The 22,269-nt window shown below is 50.7% G+C and carries 15 protein-coding genes; 8 read left to right on the top strand and 7 right to left on the bottom strand.

The features are described 5' to 3' along the window. Positions 1-117: 117 nt before the first annotated feature. The 6 genes from mqo to ompC all read right to left on the bottom strand — a co-directional run bounded on the left by mqo (position 118) and on the right by ompC (position 7,783). Positions 118-1,764 carry a malate dehydrogenase (quinone) gene (gene mqo, locus HBM92_RS07945; protein WP_000758067.1) on the bottom strand — a complete coding sequence of 549 codons (1,647 nt, stop codon included), beginning with the start codon at positions 1,762-1,764 and terminating at the stop codon, positions 118-120. 217 nt (positions 1,765-1,981) lie between these two features. Then, complete coding sequence (gene yojI, locus HBM92_RS07940) at positions 1,982-3,625, bottom strand: microcin J25 efflux ABC transporter YojI (protein WP_000422211.1); 1,644 nt, start codon at positions 3,623-3,625, stop codon at positions 1,982-1,984. Between the two features lie 75 nt (positions 3,626-3,700). After that, entirely contained in the window at positions 3,701-4,351 is a 651-nt protein-coding gene (gene alkB / locus HBM92_RS07935) for a DNA oxidative demethylase AlkB (RefSeq protein WP_000884933.1), read from the bottom strand. After that, positions 4,351-5,415 (bottom strand): bifunctional DNA-binding transcriptional regulator/O6-methylguanine-DNA methyltransferase Ada, encoded by a 1,065-nt coding sequence (gene ada, locus HBM92_RS07930; RefSeq protein WP_000786345.1) that lies wholly within the window; start codon positions 5,413-5,415, stop codon positions 4,351-4,353. Before ada ends, alkB begins: the two co-directional genes overlap by 1 nt. Positions 5,416-5,488: 73 nt before the next feature. Continuing rightward, positions 5,489-6,544 (bottom strand): FAD:protein FMN transferase ApbE, encoded by a 1,056-nt coding sequence (apbE, locus tag HBM92_RS07925; RefSeq protein ID WP_000406090.1) that lies wholly within the window; start codon positions 6,542-6,544, stop codon positions 5,489-5,491. Positions 6,545-6,655: 111 nt separating this feature from the next. After that, positions 6,656-7,783: a porin OmpC gene (ompC, locus tag HBM92_RS07920; RefSeq protein WP_000865543.1), complete on the bottom strand. Its 1,128-nt coding sequence runs from the start codon at positions 7,781-7,783 to the stop codon at positions 6,656-6,658. Between the two features lie 738 nt (positions 7,784-8,521). Between ompC and rcsD the strand changes: the two genes are divergently transcribed. After that, on the top strand, positions 8,522-11,194 hold the full coding sequence (gene rcsD / locus HBM92_RS07915; RefSeq protein WP_001249136.1) for a phosphotransferase RcsD: 2,673 nt from the start codon (positions 8,522-8,524) through the stop codon (positions 11,192-11,194). A gap of 16 nt (positions 11,195-11,210) precedes the next feature. Continuing rightward, the gene (rcsB, locus tag HBM92_RS07910; protein WP_001061917.1) at positions 11,211-11,861 is read left to right on the top strand and encodes a response regulator transcription factor RcsB; all 651 of its coding nucleotides are present in this window, start codon (positions 11,211-11,213) and stop codon (positions 11,859-11,861) included. A gap of 85 nt (positions 11,862-11,946) precedes the next feature. On the opposite strand, the gene rcsC is transcribed toward rcsB, so the two are convergent. Continuing rightward, positions 11,947-14,796: a two-component system sensor histidine kinase RcsC gene (gene rcsC / locus HBM92_RS07905; RefSeq protein WP_000876055.1), complete on the bottom strand. Its 2,850-nt coding sequence runs from the start codon at positions 14,794-14,796 to the stop codon at positions 11,947-11,949. A gap of 166 nt (positions 14,797-14,962) precedes the next feature. On the opposite strand from rcsC, the gene atoS reads away from it, so the two are divergent. The 6 genes from atoS to atoB all read left to right on the top strand — a co-directional run bounded on the left by atoS (position 14,963) and on the right by atoB (position 22,213). Beyond that, the gene (gene atoS, locus HBM92_RS07900) at positions 14,963-16,789 is read left to right on the top strand and encodes a two-component system sensor histidine kinase AtoS (protein WP_001443081.1); all 1,827 of its coding nucleotides are present in this window, start codon (positions 14,963-14,965) and stop codon (positions 16,787-16,789) included. Next, positions 16,786-18,171 carry an acetoacetate metabolism transcriptional regulator AtoC gene (gene atoC / locus HBM92_RS07895; protein ID WP_000125281.1) on the top strand — a complete coding sequence of 462 codons (1,386 nt, stop codon included), beginning with the start codon at positions 16,786-16,788 and terminating at the stop codon, positions 18,169-18,171. The genes atoS and atoC overlap by 4 nt, the downstream gene beginning before the upstream one ends. Before the next feature lie 195 nt (positions 18,172-18,366). Continuing rightward, entirely contained in the window at positions 18,367-19,029 is a 663-nt protein-coding gene (gene atoD, locus HBM92_RS07890; protein WP_000850538.1) for an acetate CoA-transferase subunit alpha, read from the top strand. Then, on the top strand, positions 19,029-19,679 hold the full coding sequence (gene atoA / locus HBM92_RS07885; protein ID WP_000339055.1) for an acetate CoA-transferase subunit beta: 651 nt from the start codon (positions 19,029-19,031) through the stop codon (positions 19,677-19,679). The genes atoD and atoA overlap by 1 nt, the downstream gene beginning before the upstream one ends. Further along, complete coding sequence (locus tag HBM92_RS07880) at positions 19,676-20,998, top strand: TIGR00366 family protein (protein WP_000580278.1); 1,323 nt, start codon at positions 19,676-19,678, stop codon at positions 20,996-20,998. The genes atoA and HBM92_RS07880 overlap by 4 nt, the downstream gene beginning before the upstream one ends. A 30-nt stretch (positions 20,999-21,028) precedes the next feature. Continuing rightward, a complete protein-coding gene (gene atoB, locus HBM92_RS07875) occupies positions 21,029-22,213 on the top strand; it encodes an acetyl-CoA acetyltransferase (RefSeq protein ID WP_000786563.1) in 1,185 nt (394 codons plus the stop codon). Positions 22,214-22,269: the final 56 nt, after the last annotated feature.

The following is a 22,269-nucleotide window of genomic DNA, read 5'->3' as shown; positions in this document are numbered from 1 at the left end:
ATAAGGCGGTTACGCCGCATCCGACATCTAACGCCCGAGCCGGTTGCCTGATGCGACGCTGAAGCGTCTTATCAGCATACGCCACATCCGGCAAACCATGCCGGATGTGGCACATCATTACAACGCAATATCCGCCACTTCTTTTTGAACGAGTTGCGGTTTCAACTGCGGTTTCGGCGTACTATCTACTGCCTGCGGCTTGTCGTATTTCAGCCCCAGCACTTCGCTGGTGTACTGCAACTCGCGTTCTGTTGCCGCTACATCACCGTTCAGCTTGCGTCCATAAGACGGAACGATCGCTTTCAACGTAGCCTGCCATTGCGGGCTGGAAACGCGATCGCCAAATACTTTTTCCAGCAGATTCAACATAATCGGCGCGGCGGTTGACGCCCCTGGCGATGCCCCCAGGAGCGCGGCAATGGTCCCTTGCTGGTCACTGACGACTTCAGTACCCAGACGCAGTACGCCACCTTTATCGGCATCACGCTTGATAATCTGCACGCGCTGCCCCGCTTGCCACAAACGCCAGTCCTCTTTTTTCGCCTGCGGATAGTACTCTTTCAACGCTTCAAAACGATCCTCTTCACTCAACATCACCTGACTCACCAGATATTTCACCAGATCGAAATTATCCAGCCCGACGTGCATCATCGGCATCACGTTAGAGGTGGTGGTGGAACTCATCAGATCCCACAATGAACCGTTTTTGAGGAATTTAGTTGAGAAGGTGGCAAATGGCCCAAACAACACGACGCGTTTACCGTCCAGCACACGGGTATCGATATGCGGAACCGACATCGGTGGTGCGCCAACGGATGCTTTACCGTAAACCTTCGCCAGATGGTGATTAACCACGTCCGGATTTTCCGAAACAAGGAACTGTCCGCCCACCGGGAAACCGGCGTAGTCTTTCGCTTCCGGAATCCCCGATTCCTGTAACAGCTTCAGCGCCGCACCGCCCGCGCCGATAAAGACAAATTTGGCGCGGATGTTCTGTGCAGTGCCATTTTTCAGATCGGCAACGGTAACGGTCCAGGTGTTATCGTCATTACGCTTTAGGGCGCGGACTTCGCTGCTGAGTTGCAGCGAAAAATTAGATTTCTTCTGCAAGGAAGCAATTAACTGGCGGGTGATCTCGCCATAGTTCACATCAGTGCCAATTTCCGTACGCGTGGCTGCCACTTTCTGTTGCGGATCGCGCCCTTCCATCACTAACGGTGCCCACTCTTTGATCTGCGCGTGATCTTCAGAGTAACGCATACCGCGAAACAGCGAGCTTTGTTGCAACGCGGCGTAACGGGCTCGCAGGAAATTAACGTTATCCTCGCCCCAGACAAAGCTCATATGCGGAACGGTATTGATAAATGAACGCGGTGTACGCAGCACGCCGCGCTCGACCTGGTGCGCCCAGAACTGGCGCGAAATCTGAAATGCTTCGTTAATGGCGACTGCTTTTTCAATACTGATGCTGCCATCGGCGTTTTGCGGGGTGTAGTTCAGTTCCATCAGTGCAGAATGCCCGGTTCCGGCGTTGTTCCAGCCGTTCGAACTCTCCTGCGCGACACCTTCCAGGCGCTCCACCATGGTCATCGACCATTCAGGCTCCAGCTCGCGTAAATAGGTCCCCAACGTGGCGCTCATAATGCCGCCGCCAATCAACAGTACATCAGTTTCCTGCTCCTCGGACGCTTTCGCTTTTGCCGCCATCGAAACGGCATTAAGCCCCACGGCCATCGAGAAGAGCATGGCAGTCACTTTTTTCATCTTGTTAATGCCTTACTTTTAGTCGCTTTATTGCAGGTGAGATTTGCGCGGCATCAACGGTAACACTTAAGTAACAACATTTAAATAATGTTTATAAATTATATTCTAATTTTAGAAACATTATAATTTCGTTGATTAATTATAGGGTTATTAGAAACGAAGGTATTTTTAGAATATTGACCTGGCGGCAGCAGTCCGCCAGGTCAGCGTCGAAATATTATGCCGTCCGGGCAACGGCATCACGCGAAGCAGCATCGCGCTCTTCGCCTGTCAGCTCGCTAAGTTGCCCGTTGCGCATTTCCAGCAGGCGGTCGGCGTGGATAAAGTAATGATCATCATGACTGATGGCGAAAATAGTTTTACCCATCTCCTGCATCAGCGGCAGCAGCACCTGATAAAACTCACGACGGAAGTGTGGATCCTGATCCGCCGCCCATTCATCCAGCAGGATAATATCGCGTTCTTCTGCCAGCGCCAGCAACAGCGCCACGCGTTTTTTCTGCCCTTTTGATAACTTCAGGTTAACAATACGCCCGTTGCTTAACTCAAGCTTATGAGCCATTTTCAGCTGCGCCAGCCACTTCTCAACCAGTTGCGGGTTAGCGGGTTGCCCCTCCGGCCCCAGCAGTTGATCAAACAGCCAGACATCGGTAAACACTGCCGAAAACAGTTTGCGATAATCTTCCGGTTGTTCGCCGCTGACAGGTTTGCCATCCAGCAAGATTTCGCCGCTTTGTGGTTGGTACAAGCCCGTCAGCAACATCGCCAGCGTCGATTTTCCACTACCGTTGCCACCAATCAGAAACAGCAGTTCACCACGTTTGATGGTGAGGTTAATCGGCCCAACGGAAAACGCGTTATCCTGATAAGCAAACGTCACGTTACGCAGCTCCAGCGTTTGCCAGTTGGGAAAAGCCTGCGGGCGCGGAAACTCTGCTTTGAAAGGCGCGAGCGCGAATTTGTTCAGCTTGTTAAACGCCACCTGCGCCGTCAGCAGCGTCGGCAATGCGCCAACCGCCGAAAGCAGCGGCGTACGCAGGAATAACAGCGTCAACGAATAGGTCGCAGCAACGTTGGTATCAGCCCAACCGAGACTGTTCGCCATCCAGAACACCAGGCCGATAGCGCCCAGCATCATGATGTTTGACCAGTTCACGGCACTAAGATGGAAGGTGTCTGCGCGAATAATATGATGGCGATACTCTTGCGCATCAGGAATGTAGAGGTTGTTAAACACATACTCGGCGCGTTCACGGTTCAGAGTCAGCTCTTTGCGCCCTTCGAGTACAGTTTGAAAATCCGTGTACAGCTTATCTTCGGTTTCACGCAGGGTCGCCATATGTTTGTACACCCGCGCCACCAGCACAAAACCGCCCCAGATGGTGACTGCCATCCAGATAGCCGTTACCAGCAACATTTTGCCCGACAGCATCCACAAATACGCCGCTGAACCGATAGTGAGAATGATCCCCTGCACCAGTTCCGGCAGACGCACAAAAGCAATGGTGATATTGCGCACATCGCTGGTTAACCCCGCCAGCAACGAAGCGCTACCAAGTTGTTCAATGCGCTCGACGTGGGTATCCAGAATCCGCTTGATAAATTCACTACGCAGTCGGTAAACGAAGTGATGCCCCAAAGTGGTGAGCGCCAGTTGCGATCCGAGAGTGACTGCCATCAACAGCAACAATAATCCCAGAAACTCCGGCAACACCAGCAGACTGGTATCCGCCGTTTCGATAAGGCGCTGATTGATAAAAGCAATTAAGCCAATGCCTAATGCCGCACTGGCGAGGCTTAGCGCCATCACACTGATAAATGGCCAGCGATACTGCCGCCAGACAAGTACAAGAAGTTCCATGCAGAAAACCCGGACAATGAATTACAGCCCGCAGTTTAAACATCTTCGCGCGCACAGCAATAATAATTCTTATTTTTATTCTTTTTTACCTGCCTGACGGAATGTCAGGTTGTAGCGGCAGTCGGTGGTGAGTGGATGAAACCCCGCTTTCAACGGTTGAATACCGTGATAAAACAGCCGCGATTCACCGCCCCATACCACCACATCGCCATGTTCCAGCAACAATCTTTTTAGCGGATCATTTCGTTTCAGGCCGCCAAATTGAAAAATCGCGGGTAAGCCCAGAGAAACAGAAACAATCGGCGCGCGCAGATCCGGTTCGTCTTTATCCTGATGCAGCGACAGTTTCGCGCCAGGAGCGTAGCGGTTGATAAGACAAGCATCTGGCTGGAAATCTGGATAGCCCGCCGCCGTAGCCGCACGTTGACATAAATTATGAAAACTCTGCGGCATGGCGGGCCACGGTTTATTTGTTTGCGGATCAATGGGCGAATAGAGATAACCCTGCCGATGGGTGGTCCAGCCCAGACGCCCGCAGTTGGTCATCGCCACCGACATGGTATATCCGCCTGGAGTGACCATCTGGCGAAACGGCGACTGGCTGGCAACGTCATTAATATCGCGGATCAGTTGCTCCGCAGCGTTAAAAGCAAAACGGTGCAAAATCACCGCTCCAGCCGCCAGTGGTTCTTGCCACGGTTCAGCATCGGCAAACAGATCCAACATTACCTCTCCTCATTTTCAACTTCGCGGCGCAGCAGTTGCGCTTTGCGCGACACGCCCCAGCGGTAACCGGAAAGTGAGCCATCACCACGGACCACCCGATGACAAGGTATAACGATAGCGAGCTTGTTGGCGGCACAGGCGCTGGCAACGGCCCGTACCGCTTTCGGTTTGCCGATGGCGTTCGCCAGTTGCTGATAACTGACGGTTTCACCACAAGGTATCGTGCGCAGTGCCTGCCAGACTTGTTGCTGAAAAGCAGTGCCGCGAATATCCAGCGGTAACGTCAGCGGCGTATCGCGTTGATTGAGGCTGGCGATCACTTCACGCACATGTTGCTGAAACGTCAGATCGGCAGGCGCGTTGTCGGCAGCGGGAAACATCTGCTGCAACTCGCTGATTAATGTCGCATCATCATCGCCCAACAATATCGCGCAAATCCCCCGCTCGCTTTCTGCCACCAGGCAACGGCCCAGCTCACAATCAGCCAGCGCGTAACGCACCGCCAGATTTTCGCCACCGTGACGGAATTGTTTAGCCGTCATGCCCAGCGTTTCATCGGCTTTACGGTAGTAACTGCTGCCGTCGGGGAATCCGGCACTGAGAATCGCCTGAGTCACGCTCTCCCCTTTTGCCAGAGACTCCCGCAATCGGCGAGCACGCCAGGCCTGCTGCCAGGCTTTCGGCGTCATTCCGGTAGTCGCTTTAAACAATCTATGCAAATGGAACGGACTCATCGCCAGCTGTTCGGCTAAGGATTCCAGCGTTACAGGCGTTTCCTGTTCCAGCAGTCGGCAGGCGTGGGTGATTTTATCAAGGCGATGTTGTTGGGGATTGGCTTTGTCTGGCTGACAACGTTTGCAGGGGCGAAAGCCAGCGGCAAGCGCCTCACTGGCATCGGCATAGAAAGAAACGTTTTCCCGCAAAGCATGTCTGGCGCGGCAAGACGGACGGCAAAAGATGCCTGTGGTGCGCACGGCGAAAACGAATTCGCCGTCGGCATTCGGGTCGCGGGCTAAGACAGATTGCCAGCGTTGATCGTCAGTTAAGCATGTGGCGTTTTTCATAATCAGCTCCCTGGTTAAGGATAGCCTTTAGTCTGCCCGGTCACCATCACGCAAAAACCAACAATCTTGCGCTTTAATTTTTTTCGCTGATAAGGAAGCTTTTAAACTGCGGCGACATCCAGGTTTTAAAGCTATCGCCCTCTTTGGTGATCATATAAACCGCCAGCCCTTCCCGGCGAACGACTTCTTTGGCTTTCTCTGGCCCGAGCACCATTAAGCCAGTATCCCAGGCGTCGGCTTCCAGCGCCGTCGGGGCAATCACCGTCACGGATACCAGATTGTGTTCGATGGGACGCCCGGTTTGCGGATCGATAACATGGGAAAGGCGTTTGCCGTCCAGTTCGTAATAGTTACGGTAGCTGCCAGAGGTGCTAATGCCATGACCGTTGATATCCACCACGGCCTGAACCGCGTTTTCTTTATCGGTTGGTTTTTGAATCGCTACCCGCCACGGCTGGCCTTCACCGTTCATGCCACGGCTGTTCAGCGCGCCGCCCACCGACACCAGATAGCGGGAAATCCCTTCCTGCTCCATCAAGCGTGCCAGATGATCCGCCGCATAGCCTTCGCCGACAGTGGAGAGATCGACATATAAATCCGGCAGGTTTTTTTGCAGATATTGCTGATGCGACTGATTAATGACCGTCAGGTGCTGTAAGCCGGTTTTGGCTTTCATCGCATCGATCTGTTCCTGGCTCGGAATTTGAACCGGCTGTTGTTCCGGGCCAAAGCCCCACAGATTCACCAGCGGCCCGACGGTTATATCCATCGCACCATCGGTCCTTGCGCCAATGCGCAGCGAGGTGGTGACGATATCGGCCATCGCTTCACTTACCGGCCACGGCGACAAACTTTGCGAGTCGTTAAAGCGCATCAGCGCGGAATCTTTTTTATAGGTCGAAAGCAGCTGATCGTCGGCGTCCAGCTGGGTCTGAATCTTTTCTTTAAGTTCGGCACTGCGTTTGGCATCAATGCCCGGGATGCTGGCACGCCAGAAGGTACCCATGGTTTTGCCTTCAAGAACGGTAACTTCAGTAGCGTGGGTTTTGGCGGGTTGTGGTTTTTGATCGCAACCAACAAAGAAGAGCGCGGCAGCCAGCAGTGCCACGCGGGTAAAGCTTATTTCCATACGTGATTATCCTCATGCGAACGGTCGCAAGAGTACACCAAAAAACTGTGTTTGTACGCTGAAAACAATGAAAAAAGGGCCCGCAGGCCCTTTGTTCGATATAAATCGAGATTAGAACTGGTAAACCAGACCCAGAGCTACGATGTCATCAGTGTTGATGCCAGCAGCGCGGGTGAACTGGTTGTCGTCCAGCAGGTTGATTTTGTAGTCAACGTAGGTGGACATGTTTTTGTTGAAGTAGTAGGTAGCACCAACATCAACATATTTCAGGATATCTTCGTCGTCGTAGTTACGACCAGCAACGACACCCAGGTTTTTACCTTTAGACTGCAGGTATGCTACAGACGGACGCAGACCAAAGTCGAACTGGTACTGAGCAACAGCTTCGAAGTTCTGTGCTTTGTTCGCCCAACCCAGGGAACCTACGCGAGTTGCGTTGTAGGTCTGGGTGTACTGAGCAGCCAGGTAGATGTTGTTAGCGTCGTATTTCAGACCACCAGTGTAGGTTTCAGCACGGTCGCCAGTACCGATCAGGCCAGTGTTGTTCTGATCCCAGGTACGTTTGGAGCTGGAAACTGCAGCACCAACGCCGAAGCCTTCGTAATCATAAGTGATAGATCCGCCGACACCGTCGCCGTTCTGACGCAGAGCTTTACGACCATTGTTGGTGATGCCATGACCAGTGAAATCCGGATCATTTTCACCGCTTACGCTGCCATTCTGGCCCTGGTACTGAACAGCAAAGTTCAGGCCGTCAACCAGACCGAAGAAGTCGGTGTTACGGTAGGTCGCGAAGCCGTTACCACGCTGCTGCATGAAGTTGTCAGAACCGTAGGTGTCGCCACCGAATTCTGGCAGAACGTCGGTCCAGGAAGTTACGTCGTAAACAACGCCGTAGTTACGACCGTAGTCGAAAGAACCGATGTCCTGGAATTTCAGACCAGCAAATGCCACACGGGTCCAGGAGTTGTTTTCGCTTTCCGGAGCGTTGCCCTGGATCTGATATTCCCACTGGCCGTAACCGGTCAGCTGGTCAGTAACCTGAGTTTCACCTTTGAAGCCAAGACGCATGTAGGTCTGGTCGCCATCTACAGACTTGTCGTCAGAGAAATAGTGCAGGCCGTCTACTTTACCGTACAGATCTAATTTGTTGCCGTCTTTATTGTAAACTTCAGCAGCGTTTGCTGCGCCTGCTACCAGCAGAGCTGGGACCAGGAGGGACAGTACTTTAACTTTCATGTTATTAACCCTCTGTTATATGCCTTTATTTGCTTTTTTATGCCACTGCATACTGATTAACCCTCATTAATCAGTCGGCAGGTCCATTCTCCCCAAAAATGCAGAATAATCCAACACGAATATGATACTAAAACTTTTAAGATGTTTCATTTATCGCTATAGATGTTTCAAAATGTAAATACAAGGGAACTTTTTAAGATTATTGCGGAATGGCGAAATAAGCACCTAACATCAAGCAATAATAATTCAAGGTTAAAATCAATAACTTATTCTTAATTATTTGACAGCACTGAATGTCAAAACAAAACCTTCACTCGCAACTAGAATATCTTCCGCTATCATCATTAACTTTATTTATTACCGTCATTCATTTCTGAATGTCTGTTTACCCCTATTTCAACCGGATGCCTCGCATCCGGTTTTTTTTACCCTTCTTTACACACTTTTCATTATTCTGTGCTACCACAGAAAAACTATAACGCCTGTTAACTATTTCACAAATAATTAACATAGGCATAATTTCCAGCAATCTTCGTTTATTTGCAATTAATATCGTTAGGCTTTTTGTAGGTTATTTGTACAGCAAAATGGCGCTTGTACATCTATTTCACCCAATGCAGGATGATAAATATCACTGGAGAATAGAGAATCATCAATCAGGTAAGAGTCTGGAATTTCACACTGTACCCTTTATACTGCCCTATCACTTCGCGAAGTTTTAACAGGTCATAAACACGAATGCGTCAGAAAGAGACAACGGCCACGACCCGCTTTTCACTCCTACCGGGGAGCATTACCCGCTTCTTTTTACTGTTGATCATTGTGTTACTGGTGACGATGGGTGTAATGGTACAAAGCGCCGTTAACGCCTGGCTGAAAGATAAAAGTTACCAGATTGTCGACATTACCCACGCAATCCAAAAGCGCGTCGATACCTGGCGTTACGTGACCTGGCAGATCTACGACAACATTGCCGCGACGACCTCCCCCTCCTCCGGCGAAGGTTTACAAGAGACGCGCCTGAAACAGGATGTCTACTATCTGGAAAAACCACGCCGCAAAACGGAAGCCTTAATCTTTGGCTCTCACGACAACTCAACGCTTGAGATGACTCAACGGATGTCCACCTATCTGGACACATTGTGGGGCGCAGAAAATGTACCGTGGTCGATGTATTACCTGAATGGTCAGGATAACAGTCTGGTGCTGATCTCAACCCTGCCCCTCAAAGATCTCACCTCCGGATTTAAAGAATCGACCGTCAGCGACATTGTTGATTCACGTCGTGCAGAGATGTTGCAACAGGCCAACGCCCTCGATGAACGCGAAAGTTTTTCTAACATGCGCCGCCTGGCCTGGCAGAACGGTCATTACTTTACCTTGCGTACCACGTTCAACCAGCCGGGACATCTGGCAACGGTCGTGGCTTTTGATCTGCCGATTAATGATTTGATCCCACCGGGTATGCCGCTGGACAGTTTCCGCCTTGAGCCAGACGCGACGGCAACGGGAAACAATGAAAATGAGAAAGAAGGGACGGATAGCGTCAGTATCCACTTTAACAGTACGAAGATTGAAATCTCCTCGGCACTCAACTCTACCGATATGCGCCTGGTCTGGCAGGTTCCTTACGGCACCTTACTGCTGGATACGTTGCAAAACATTCTGCTGCCACTGCTGCTGAACATCGGTTTGCTGGCGCTGGCGTTATTTGGCTATACCACATTCCGCCATTTCTCCAGCCGCAGTACAGAAAGCGTCCCCAGCACGGCGGTCAATAACGAATTGCGCATTTTACGGGCAATTAATGAAGAGATAGTCTCACTGCTGCCGCTCGGCCTGCTGGTTCACGATCAGGAATCGAACCGCACAGTCATAAGTAACAAAATTGCCGATCATTTGCTGCCGCATTTGAATCTGCAAAACATCACCACCATGGCGGAACAGCATCAGGGGATTATTCAGGCGACGATCAATAACGAGCTGTATGAGATCCGCATGTTTCGCAGCCAGGTTGCGCCGCGCACACAAATTTTCATTATTCGCGATCAGGATCGCGAAGTGCTGGTAAACAAGAAACTCAAGCAGGCGCAGCGTCTGTATGAGAAAAACCAGCAGGGGCGGATGACCTTTATGAAAAACATTGGCGATGCGCTGAAAGAACCCGCACAGTCCCTGGCGGAGAGCGCGGCTAAACTCAACGCCCCGGAAGGCAAACAACTGGCGAATCAGGCAGATGTGCTGGTGCGGCTGGTCGATGAAATACAGTTAGCGAACATGCTTGCGGACGATAGCTGGAAAAGTGAGACGGAGCTGTTCTCCGTGCAGGATTTAATTGATGAAGTTGTGCCTTCAGTGTTGCCTGCCATCAAGCGTAAAGGTCTGCAACTGCTGATTAACAATCATCTGAAAGCACACGATATGCGCCGCGGCGATCGCGATGCCTTACGACGTATTTTGCTGCTACTGATGCAATATGCCGTGACCTCAACGCAATTGGGAAAAATCACCCTTGAGGTTGATCAGGATGAGTCCTCCGAAGACCGCCTGACGTTCCGCATTCTGGACACTGGAGAAGGCGTAAGCATTCATGAAATGGATAATTTGCACTTCCCGTTTATCAACCAGACCCAAAACGATCGCTATGGCAAGGCGGACCCGCTGGCATTCTGGCTGAGCGATCAACTGGCGCGTAAACTGGGCGGTCATTTAAACATCAAAACGCGGGATGGGCTTGGTACACGCTACTCTGTGCATATCAAAATGCTCGCAGCTGACCCGGAAGTTGAAGAGGAAGAAGAGCGATTACTGGATGATGTCTGCGTAATGGTGGATGTTACTTCGGCAGAAATTCGGAATATTGTCACTCGCCAGTTAGAAAATTGGGGTGCAACCTGTATCACACCCGATGAAAGATTAATTAGTCAAGATTATGATATCTTTTTAACGGATAATCCGTCTAATCTTACTGCCTCTGGCTTGCTTTTAAGCGATGATGAGTCTGGCGTACGGGAAATTGGGCCTGGTCAATTGTGCGTCAATTTCAATATGAGCAACGCTATGCAGGAAGCGGTCTTACAATTAATTGAAGTGCAACTGGCGCAGGAAGAGGTGACAGAATCGCCTCTGGGCGGAGATGAAAATGCGCAACTCCATGCCAGCGGCTATTATGCGCTCTTTGTAGACACAGTACCGGATGATGTTAAGAGGCTATATACTGAAGCAGCAACCAGTGACTTTGCTGCGTTAGCCCAAACGGCTCATCGTCTTAAAGGCGTATTTGCCATGCTAAATCTGGTACCCGGCAAGCAGTTATGTGAAACGCTGGAACATCTGATTCGTGAGAAGGATGTTCCAGGAATAGAAAAATACATCAGCGACATTGACAGTTATGTCAAGAGCTTGCTGTAGCAAGGTAGCCTATTACATGAACAATATGAACGTAATTATTGCCGATGACCATCCGATAGTCTTGTTCGGTATTCGCAAATCACTTGAGCAAATTGAGTGGGTGAATGTTGTCGGCGAATTTGAAGACTCTACAGCACTGATCAACAACTTGCCGAAACTGGATGCACATGTGTTGATTACCGATCTCTCCATGCCTGGCGATAAGTACGGCGATGGCATTACCTTAATCAAGTACATCAAGCGCCATTTCCCAAGCCTGTCGATCATTGTTCTGACCATGAACAACAACCCGGCGATTCTTAGTGCGGTATTGGATCTGGATATCGAAGGGATCGTGCTGAAACAAGGTGCACCGACCGATTTGCCGAAGGCTCTCGCCGCGCTGCAGAAAGGGAAGAAATTTACCCCGGAAAGCGTTTCTCGCCTGTTGGAAAAAATCAGTGCTGGTGGTTACGGTGACAAGCGTCTCTCGCCAAAAGAGAGTGAAGTTCTGCGCCTGTTTGCGGAAGGCTTCCTGGTGACCGAGATCGCTAAAAAGCTGAACCGCAGTATTAAAACCATCAGTAGCCAGAAGAAATCTGCGATGATGAAGCTGGGTGTCGAGAACGATATTGCTCTGCTGAATTATCTCTCTTCTGTGACGTTAAGTCCGGCAGATAAAGACTAATCACCTGTAGGCCAGATAAGACGCGTCAGTGTCTTATCTGGCATTTGCACGGATTGCCGGATGCGGCGTAAACGCCTTATCCGTCCTACGATTCCCGCGATTTCCTGACCCTCTCGGCATATACCGTCAGCGTCTGTTTTATCACATCCAGCGTTACCGGCTTCGACAGGCAGCTGTCCATACCGGACTCCAGACACCGCTGCTTCTCTTCAGCCAACGCATTAGCAGTTACTCCGATTACCGGCAACGTCAGTCCCAACTGACGAATGCGTTGCGTCAAGCGGTAACCATCCATATTTGGCATATTGACGTCGCTAAGCACGATATCAATATGATTCTTGTTAAGTACATTAAGCGCATCGACGCCATCATTCGCGGTTTTACATTGATAGCCCAACGATCCCAACTGATCTGCCAGCAGACGCCGGTTAATCGGATGATCATCCACGACCAGAATCATCATATCGTCATTATCGCTGACCGCTTTGTCCGTCGACGGCAGAGCGTTAGCAGGATCGTCGCTCTCCATCTCGATCAAATAAATACGCGCCAACAATGCCGGTAGCTCATGCGGAGCAGCCACACTGTGTACCCACTCCCCTGGCGCTTTCTCCAGCGGAATACCAATATGGCGACGACAGAAGGTCACTACCGCTCTGCCCTGCCATTTTTTGTTCACTACCTCGTCAGTAATTAACACATCTTCGGGAGTCGGTTCCTGCCCTTCGTATGTTGTAACGACGATGCCGCTGCGCTGCAAACTGGTTTCCAGGAACTGACAGAGCGACGCATTGCGGACCGCCAGCCAGCAGCGTTTACCACTCAACCCTTCCACACCTTTTTTCTGCGGGTACTGAGCGCCATACAACGGAATACGCACGGTAAACTGGCTGCCCATTCCCGGTTCTGAATCTACCGAGATGTCGCCGTCCATCATGCTGATCAGTTTTTCACAAATCGCCAGACCCAGACCAGTCCCCTGGAAGTTACGCTGTACGCCCGTTCCGACCTGGAAGAAGGGATCAAACAAACGCACCACTTCTTTTGCCGGAATCCCCACGCCGGTATCGCGAACACGGATAGAGAGATAATCGCCATCAGCGCGAACATGCAAAACTATACAGCCGGTATCGGTGAATTTTATGGCGTTACTCAGCAGGTTAGAGATGACCTGTTGTAAACGCATCGGGTCGCCATTTAAGGCCACTGGCACATCCGGTTCAATAAAGCAGTACAAGCCTAACTGCTTGCGTACCACCAGCGGTAAATAGTTGGCGGTGATGTGGTTCATCACTTCACGCGGTGAAAACTCACGCGGTTCGATCTTCAACTGTTCTGATTCAATTTTCGAGAAATCGAGAATATCGCTGATAATTTTCAACAACAGGCTGGAAGAGTTGTTCATTGCCGTCACCAGACGATCGACGCCTTTCGGTAACTCTTTGGTTTGCAACAGATCCAGGTTACCGATAATGCCATACAGCGGCGTTCGCAGCTCATGACTGACGGTGGCCAGGAACATCGATTTTGACTGGCTCGCCTGTTCCGCTGCTTGTGCCATCTCCTGCAACGACTCTTCCATCTTCACGCGCGAAGAAACATCCACCAGCACACAAATGGCCACGTTTTCATTACGATAGCGCGAATGGACGAAGCTGATTTGCAGATTGGTATTGTTGCTGGTCAGGACATCAACAAAATTGACCTGCTGCCCACAGATAATTTGTGTCAGCCGTTGGCGGTCCTCATGCGTAAGCATATTGAGATAGGTATGCGCCAGTTCGTTACTTAAAATATTGACGCCATCAGCGGTACGCAAAATGCAGATACCCACTGGCGCGGAGGCGACAATCTTGCGATTAAATTGCTCATGTTCTTCCAGTCGCAGGGCGTCGCTTTCCGCCGGAATGAAAATACGCCGCTCGTACATCCGCGCGAGAGTAAACAATGCAGCTCCGGCAAGCACATTCAGCAAAATTGCGTTAAGGATCAACATGCGAATGCGTTCCAGCACCTTATCAACTGGCACTGAATAAACGATGCTTAGCGATGAGGGTGGCAGATTTTTCTTCAGCACCAGTTCCCGGAACCCTTCCGTATAGCCAAACCAGGAGCGTTCCTGCATCCAGCGAGGATCGCCCTTAATTTTGCTTTCTGGTCCGGTAAGCGAAATCAGGGTATGACCATTTTCATCAAGAATGGTAACCCCCATCGGCAACGTACCAGGTAAGAAAAAGTTCTCCATCCGGATGGTTTGCTCGACACCCAAAAGCGCCTGCAACCGGTTCGCCAGATAAACTGGCGTCAAGGCGTAAAAATACCCGACGCCAGGGCGCGGACCTTCGCTGATCCAGTAGAGGTTACTGCCACTATCATCTTGTGGTGCATTTCGATATTTATTAATGCGTTCATGCAAAGCTTTTAGCGCGGTATCGCGTTCCACTGGCATATCACGCAGACCGAAATTGGCCATGCAGAGGTTATCGCTGCCGATTAAAAATACCCGGTTTAGATCGTAAGCCGCAGAAAAATTATCGCGCCAGTAGCGCATAAACCACGCCAATGACTCCAGAGAACCTCGCCAGGTGTTACTCATTGCGGAACAATCAGAGTCAGCAAACAGCGGTTCAAACGCAGGCACATCCGTCTGCGTTTCTCGTCCACGCGGGGAAAGCACACCGTTTTCTGCCGATAAGCGATTTTCAGCTATGTACTTCAGCTCTTTCATCACATCAGAGGTGCGTTGAATAAAGCGCTGAGCCTGATCGGAACTCAGATTAAATTCCTGACGAATTTCCGATTCTCGCTGATGTAACGCATTAACGATGTAAAAAACGGATGAAAAAGCAATCAACAGCCAGAGCACTAACGCCAATGCTCTGAACATGTAGCGCGAGGCTTTCAGGGTTGTACGAAAAGAAGCAAGGTATTTCAAAGGGGCGAAGCTCCGCCTCAGGTGACCGATGGAGTGTGGTTAAGGTAGCGGTAAAAGCGTGTTACCGCAATGTTCTCTCTTCTCTGGAATATGATACACCGCCGAGAAATCATCACCTTAACCTCTGATAATCGTCATATACCGGACAAGACTAGTGGATTTCAGCATGCATTATATGAAGTGGATTTATCCACGCCGCTTACGCAATCAAATGATCCTGATGGCAATCCTGATGGTCATTGTCCCAACGCTTACTATTGGTTATATCGTAGAAACGGAAGGACGTTCAGCAGTCTTATCTGAAAAAGAGAAAAAACTTTCTGCCGTGGTCAACCTGCTTAATCAGGCGCTAGGCAATCGCTACGATCTCTACATCGACTTACCGCGTGAGGAGCGTATCCGCGCATTAAATGCAGAACTTGCCCCCATTACCGAAAATATCACTCACGCCTTCCCTGGCATCGGCGCTGGTTATTACAACAAAACGCTGGATGCGATAATCACCTACGCGCCTTCAGCGCTATATCAGAATAATGTGGGCGTTACCATTGCCGCAGATCACCCTGGTCGCGAAGTCATGCGTACAAATACCCCTTTGGTTTATTCAGGCAGGCAGGTGCGCGGCGATATTTTGAATTCAATGATTCCCATTGAGCGTAATGGTGAAATCCTCGGCTATATCTGGGCCAATGAATTAACCGAAGATATTCGTCGCCAGGCCTGGAAAATGGATGCGAGGATTATCATTGTGCTCACCGCCGGTTTGCTGATAAGCCTGCTGTTGATTGTCCTTTTCTCCCGTCGCCTGAGCGCCAATATAGATATCATCACCGATGGCCTCTCGACTCTGGCTCAAAATATTCCCACTCGATTACCACAATTGCCCGGTGAAATGGGGCAAATCAGTCAGAGTGTTAACAACCTCGCCCAGGCACTGCGTGAAACGCGAACACTTAACGATCTGATTATTGAAAACGCTGCCGATGGCGTCATTGCCATTGACCGCCAGGGTGATGTAACCACCATGAACCCAGCAGCAGAAGTCATCACTGGCTATCAACGTCATGAACTGGTAGGGCAGCCTTACTCCATGTTGTTCGACAATACTCAGTTCTACAGTCCCGTACTGGATACGCTGGAACATGGCACCGAACATGTAGCGTTGGAGATCAGTTTTCCAGGCCGTGACCGCACCATTGAACTCAGTGTCACGACCAGTCGTATTCATAACACGCACGGTGAAATGATAGGTGCTTTGGTGATTTTCTCTGATTTAACTGCCCGCAAAGAAACCCAGCGCCGCATGGCGCAAGCAGAACGCCTCGCCACACTGGGTGAGCTGATGGCTGGCGTGGCGCATGAAGTACGTAATCCGTTAACGGCTATTCGTGGTTATGTACAGATCTTGCGCCAACAAACCCGTGACCCAATACATCAGGAATATCTGTCCGTAGTACTCAAAGAAATCGATTCAATTAACAAAGTTATTCAGCAATTGCTCGAATTTTCACGCCCACGCCACAGTCAATGGCAACAAGTCAGCCTCAATGCATTGGTTGAAGAAACTCTGGTACTGGTACAAACCGCCGGCGTACAAGCGCGGGTCGACTTCATAAGCGAACTGGATAATGAATTAAGCCCGATTAACGCCGATCGTGAACTGCTCAAACAGGTACTACTGAATATCCTGATCAATGCCGTCCAGGCTATCAGTGCACGAGGGAAAATTCGTATTCGAACCTGGCAGTATAGCGACTCGCAACAGGCCATTTCGATAGAGGACAACGGCAGTGGCATTGATCTCTCGCTGCAAAAAAAGATCTTCGATCCCTTTTTCACTACCAAAGCCTCAGGAACCGGGCTTGGTCTGGCGTTAAGTCAACGCATCATTAATGCCCATCAGGGTGATATTCGCGTCGCCAGTTTGCCGGGCTACGGCGCAACCTTCACGCTTATTTTACCGATCAACCCGCAGGGAAATCAGACTGTATGACTGCTATTAATCGCATCCTTATTGTGGATGATGAAGATAATGTTCGCCGTATGCTGAGCACCGCTTTTGCACTACAAGGATTCGAAACACATTGTGCGAACAACGGGCGCACAGCATTACACCTGTTTGCCGATATTCACCCTGACGTGGTGTTGATGGATATCCGCATGCCAGAGATGGACGGCATCAAGGCACTAAAGGAGATGCGCAGCCATGAGACCCGGACACCCGTTATTCTGATGACGGCCTATGCTGAAGTGGAAACCGCCGTCGAAGCACTACGCTGCGGAGCCTTCGACTATGTTATCAAACCGTTTGATCTCGATGAGTTGAATTTAATCGTTCAGCGCGCTTTACAACTCCAGTCAATGAAAAAAGAGATCCGTCATCTGCACCAGGCACTGAGCACCAGCTGGCAATGGGGGCACATTCTCACCAACAGCCCGGCGATGATGGACATCTGCAAAGACACCGCCAAAATTGCCCTTTCTCAGGCCAGCGTCTTGATTAGCGGTGAAAGCGGCACCGGGAAAGAGTTGATTGCCAGAGCGATTCACTACAATTCGCGGCGGGCAAAGGGGCCGTTCATTAAAGTCAACTGCGCGGCACTGCCGGAATCGTTGCTCGAAAGTGAACTGTTTGGTCATGAAAAAGGTGCATTTACTGGTGCACAAACCTTGCGTCAGGGATTATTTGAACGTGCCAACGAAGGTACTCTGCTCCTCGACGAAATTGGCGAAATGCCGCTGGTACTGCAAGCCAAATTACTACGCATTCTGCAGGAACGGGAATTTGAACGGATTGGCGGCCATCAGACCATAAAAGTTGATATCCGCATCATTGCTGCCACCAACCGCGACTTGCAGGCAATGGTGAAAGAAGGCACCTTCCGTGAAGATCTCTTTTATCGCCTTAACGTTATTCATTTAATACTGCCGCCTCTGCGCGATCGCCGGGAAGATATTTCCCTGTTAGCTAATCACTTTTTGCAAAAATTCAGTAGTGAGAATCAGCGCGATATTATCGACATCGATCCGATGGCAATGTCACTGCTTACCGCCTGGTCATGGCCGGGAAATATTCGAGAGCTTTCCAACGTTATTGAACGCGCCGTCGTGATGAATTCAGGCCCGATCATTTTTTCTGAGGATCTTCCGCCGCAGATTCGTCAGCCAGTCTGTAATGCTGGTGAAGCAAAAACAGCCCCTGTCGGTGAGCGTAATTTAAAAGAGGAAATTAAACGCGTCGAAAAACGCATCATTATGGAAGTGCTGGAACAACAAGAAGGAAACCGAACCCGCACTGCTTTAATGCTGGGCATCAGTCGCCGTGCATTGATGTATAAACTCCAGGAATACGGTATCGATCCGGCGGATGTATAACGCCAAAACTTGCTATGCAGAAATTTGCACAGTGCGCAATTTTCTGCATAGCCGCTCATTCTCCTTATGAATCCCCATCTAATTTATCCTTTTCTATTCAATTAGTTAAATAACAACATTCAATAATCTCATTCTGGCACTCCCCTTGCTATTCCCTGACTGTACCCACAACGGTGTATGCAAGAGGGATAAAAAATGAAAACAAAATTGATGACATTACAAGACGCCACCGGCTTCTTTCGTGACGGCATGACCATCATGGTGGGCGGATTTATGGGGATTGGCACTCCATCCCGCCTGGTTGAAGCATTACTGGAATCTGGTGTTCGCGACCTGACATTGATAGCCAATGATACCGCGTTTGTTGATACCGGCATCGGTCCGCTCATCGTCAATGGTCGAGTCCGCAAAGTGATTGCTTCACATATCGGCACCAACCCGGAAACAGGTCGGCGCATGATATCTGGTGAGATGGACGTCGTTCTGGTGCCGCAAGGTACGCTAATCGAGCAAATTCGCTGTGGTGGAGCTGGACTTGGTGGTTTTCTCACCCCAACTGGTGTCGGCACCGTCGTAGAGGAAGGCAAACAGACACTGACACTCGACGGTAAAACCTGGCTGCTCGAACGCCCGCTGCGCGCCGACCTGGCGCTAATTCGCGCTCATCGTTGCGACACACTTGGCAACCTGACCTATCACCTTAGCGCCCGCAACTTTAACCCCCTGATAGCCCTTGCGGCTGATATCACGCTGGTAGAGCCGGATGAACTGGTCGAAACCGGCGAGCTGCAACCTGACCATATTGTCACACCTGGTGCCGTTATCGACCACATCATCGTTTCACAGGAGAGCAAATAATGGATGCGAAACAACGTATTGCGCGCCGTGTGGCGCAAGAGCTTCGTGATGGTGACATCGTTAACTTAGGAATCGGTTTACCCACAATGGTCGCCAATTATTTACCGGAGGGTATTCATATCACTCTGCAATCGGAAAACGGCTTCCTCGGTTTAGGCCCGGTCACAACAGCGCATCCCGATCTGGTGAACGCTGGCGGACAACCGTGCGGCATTTTACCCGGTGCAGCCATGTTTGATAGCGCCATGTCATTTGCGCTAATCCGTGGCGGTCATATTGATGCCTGCGTGCTCGGCGGTTTGCAAGTAGACGAAGAAGCAAACCTCGCGAACTGGGTAGTGCCTGGGAAAATGGTGCCCGGTATGGGTGGCGCGATGGATCTGGTGACCGGGTCGCGCAAAGTGATCATCGCCATGGAACATTGCGCCAAAGATGGTTCAGCAAAAATTTTGCGCCGCTGCACCATGCCACTCACTGCGCAACATGCGGTGCATATGCTGGTTACTGAACTGGCTGTCTTTCGTTTTATTGACGGCAAAATGTGGCTCACCGAAATTGCCGACGGGTGTGATTTAGCCACCGTGCGTGCCAAAACAGAAGCTCGGTTTGAAGTCGCTGCCGATCTGAATACGCAACGGGGTGATTTATGATTGGTCGCATATCGCGTTTTATGACGCGTTTTGTCAGCCGGTGGCTTCCCGATCCACTGATCTTTGCCATGTTGCTGACATTGCTAACATTCGTGATCGCGCTTTGGTTAACACCACAAACGCCGATCAGCATGGTGAAAATGTGGGGTGACGGTTTCTGGAACTTGCTGGCGTTTGGTATGCAGATGGCGCTTATCATCGTTACCGGTCATGCCCTTGCCAGCTCCGCGCCGGTGAAAAGTTTGCTGCGTACTGCCGCCTCCGCCGCAAAGACGCCCGTACAGGGCGTCATGCTGGTTACTTTCTTCGGTTCAGTTGCTTGTGTCATCAACTGGGGATTTGGTTTGGTTGTCGGTGCAATGTTCGCCCGTGAAGTCGCCCGGCGAGTACCCGGTTCTGATTATCCGTTGCTCATTGCCTGCGCCTACATTGGTTTTCTCACCTGGGGTGGCGGTTTCTCTGGCTCAATGCCTCTGTTGGCTGCAACACCGGGCAACCCGGTTGAGCATATCGCCGGGCTGATCCCGGTGGGCGATACTCTGTTCAGTGGTTTTAATATTTTCATCACTGTGGCGTTGATTGTGGTGATGCCATTTATCACCCGCATGATGATGCCAAAACCGTCTGACGTGGTGAGTATCGATCCGAAACTACTCATGGAAGAGGCTGATTTTCAAAAGCAACTACCGAAAGATGCTCCACCGTCCGAGCGACTGGAAGAAAGCCGTATTCTGACGTTGATCATCGGCGCACTCGGTATCGCTTACCTGGCGATGTACTTCAGCGAACATGGCTTCAACATCACCATCAATACCGTCAACCTGATGTTTATGATTGCGGGTCTGCTGCTACATAAAACGCCAATGGCTTATATGCGTGCTATCAGCGCGGCAGCACGCAGTACCGCCGGTATTCTGGTGCAATTCCCCTTCTACGCGGGGATCCAACTGATGATGGAGCACTCCGGTCTGGGCGGACTCATTACCGAATTCTTCATCAATGTTGCGAACAAAGACACCTTCCCGGTCATGACCTTTTTTAGTTCTGCACTGATTAACTTCGCCGTTCCGTCTGGCGGCGGGCACTGGGTTATTCAGGGGCCGTTCGTGATGCCCGCAGCCCAGGCGCTGGGCGCTGATCTCGGTAAATCGGTAATGGCGATCGCCTACGGCGAGCAATGGATGAACATGGCACAACCGTTCTGGGCGCTGCCAGCACTGGCAATCGCCGGACTCGGTGTCCGCGACATCATGGGCTATTGCATCACTGCCCTGCTCTTCTCCGGCGTCATTTTCGTCATTGGTTTAACGCTGTTCTGACGGCAACCCTACAGACAGAAGGAATATAAAATGAAAAATTGTGTCATCGTCAGTGCGGTACGTACTGCTATCGGTAGTTTTAACGGTTCACTCGCTTCCACCAGCACCATCGACCTGGGGGCGACAGTAATTAAAGCCGCCATTGAACGTGCAAAAATCGATTCACTACACGTTGATGAAGTGATTATGGGTAACGTGCTACAAGCCGGGCTGGGGCAAAATCCGGCGCGTCAGGCACTGTTAAAAAGCGGACTGGCCGAAACAGTGTGCGGATTCACGGTCAATAAAGTGTGTGGTTCGGGTCTTAAAAGTGTGGCGCTTGCCGCCCAGGCAATTCAGGCAGGTCAGGCGCAGAGCATTGTGGCGGGGGGTATGGAAAATATGAGTTTAGCGCCCTACTTACTCGATGCAAAAGCACGCTCTGGTTATCGTCTTGGAGACGGACAGGTTTATGACGTAATCCTGCGCGATGGTCTGATGTGCGCCACCCATGGTTATCATATGGGGATTACCGCCGAAAACGTGGCTAAAGAGTACGGAATTACCCGTGAAATGCAGGATGAACTGGCGCTACATTCACAGCGTAAAGCGGCAGCCGCAATTGAGTCCGGTGCTTTTACAGCCGAAATCGTCCCGGTAAATGTTGTCACTCGGAAGAAAACCTTCGTCTTCAGTCAAGACGAATTCCCGAAAGCGGATTCTACGGCTGAAGCGTTAGGCGCATTGCGCCCGGCCTTCGATAAAGCAGGAACAGTCACCGCCGGGAACGCGTCTGGCATTAACGACGGTGCTGCCGCTCTGGTGATTATGGAAGAATCTTCGGCGCTGGCAGCAGGCCTTACCCCCCTGGCTCGCATTAAAAGTTATGCCAGCGGTGGCGTGCCCCCCGCATTGATGGGTATGGGGCCAGTACCTGCCACGCAAAAAGCGTTACAACTGGCGGGGCTGCAACTGGCGGATATTGATCTCATTGAGGCTAATGAAGCATTTGCTGCACAGTTCCTTGCCGTTGGGAAAACCCTGGGCTTTGAGCCTGAGAAAGTGAATGTCAACGGCGGGGCCATCGCGCTGGGGCATCCTATCGGTGCCAGTGGTGCTCGTATTCTGGTCACACTATTACATGCAATGCAGGCACGCGATAAAACGCTGGGGCTGGCAACACTGTGCATTGGTGGCGGCCAGGGAATTGCGATGGTGATTGAACGATTGAATTAACATGTAAAAACGCCCGATAGCGAAAGTCATCGGGCGTTTTCTTGAACATTGACAGT

Source organism: Escherichia sp. E.sYA108, assembly GCF_011754335.1.
GTDB lineage: Bacteria > Pseudomonadota > Gammaproteobacteria > Enterobacterales > Enterobacteriaceae > Escherichia > Escherichia coli.
The sequence above is the reverse complement of the archived record's forward strand: the minus strand, read 5'-3'. Positions and strand labels throughout refer to the sequence as shown.

Coding starts and splice junctions, on each gene's coding strand:
- ompC (WP_000865543.1), bottom strand. CDS start 7,783: ATGAAAGTTAAAGTACTGTCCCTCCTGGTCCCAGCTCTGCTGGTAGCA.
- rcsB (WP_001061917.1), top strand. CDS start 11,211: ATGAACAATATGAACGTAATTATTGCCGATGACCATCCGATAGTCTTG.
- alkB (WP_000884933.1), bottom strand. CDS start 4,351: ATGTTGGATCTGTTTGCCGATGCTGAACCGTGGCAAGAACCACTGGCG.
- atoS (WP_001443081.1), top strand. CDS start 14,963: ATGCATTATATGAAGTGGATTTATCCACGCCGCTTACGCAATCAAATG.
- ada (WP_000786345.1), bottom strand. CDS start 5,415: ATGAAAAACGCCACATGCTTAACTGACGATCAACGCTGGCAATCTGTC.
- atoA (WP_000339055.1), top strand. CDS start 19,029: ATGGATGCGAAACAACGTATTGCGCGCCGTGTGGCGCAAGAGCTTCGT.
- atoC (WP_000125281.1), top strand. CDS start 16,786: ATGACTGCTATTAATCGCATCCTTATTGTGGATGATGAAGATAATGTT.
- rcsD (WP_001249136.1), top strand. CDS start 8,522: ATGCGTCAGAAAGAGACAACGGCCACGACCCGCTTTTCACTCCTACCG.
- HBM92_RS07880 (WP_000580278.1), top strand. CDS start 19,676: ATGATTGGTCGCATATCGCGTTTTATGACGCGTTTTGTCAGCCGGTGG.
- mqo (WP_000758067.1), bottom strand. CDS start 1,764: ATGAAAAAAGTGACTGCCATGCTCTTCTCGATGGCCGTGGGGCTTAAT.
- apbE (WP_000406090.1), bottom strand. CDS start 6,544: ATGGAAATAAGCTTTACCCGCGTGGCACTGCTGGCTGCCGCGCTCTTC.
- yojI (WP_000422211.1), bottom strand. CDS start 3,625: ATGGAACTTCTTGTACTTGTCTGGCGGCAGTATCGCTGGCCATTTATC.
- atoB (WP_000786563.1), top strand. CDS start 21,029: ATGAAAAATTGTGTCATCGTCAGTGCGGTACGTACTGCTATCGGTAGT.
- atoD (WP_000850538.1), top strand. CDS start 18,367: ATGAAAACAAAATTGATGACATTACAAGACGCCACCGGCTTCTTTCGT.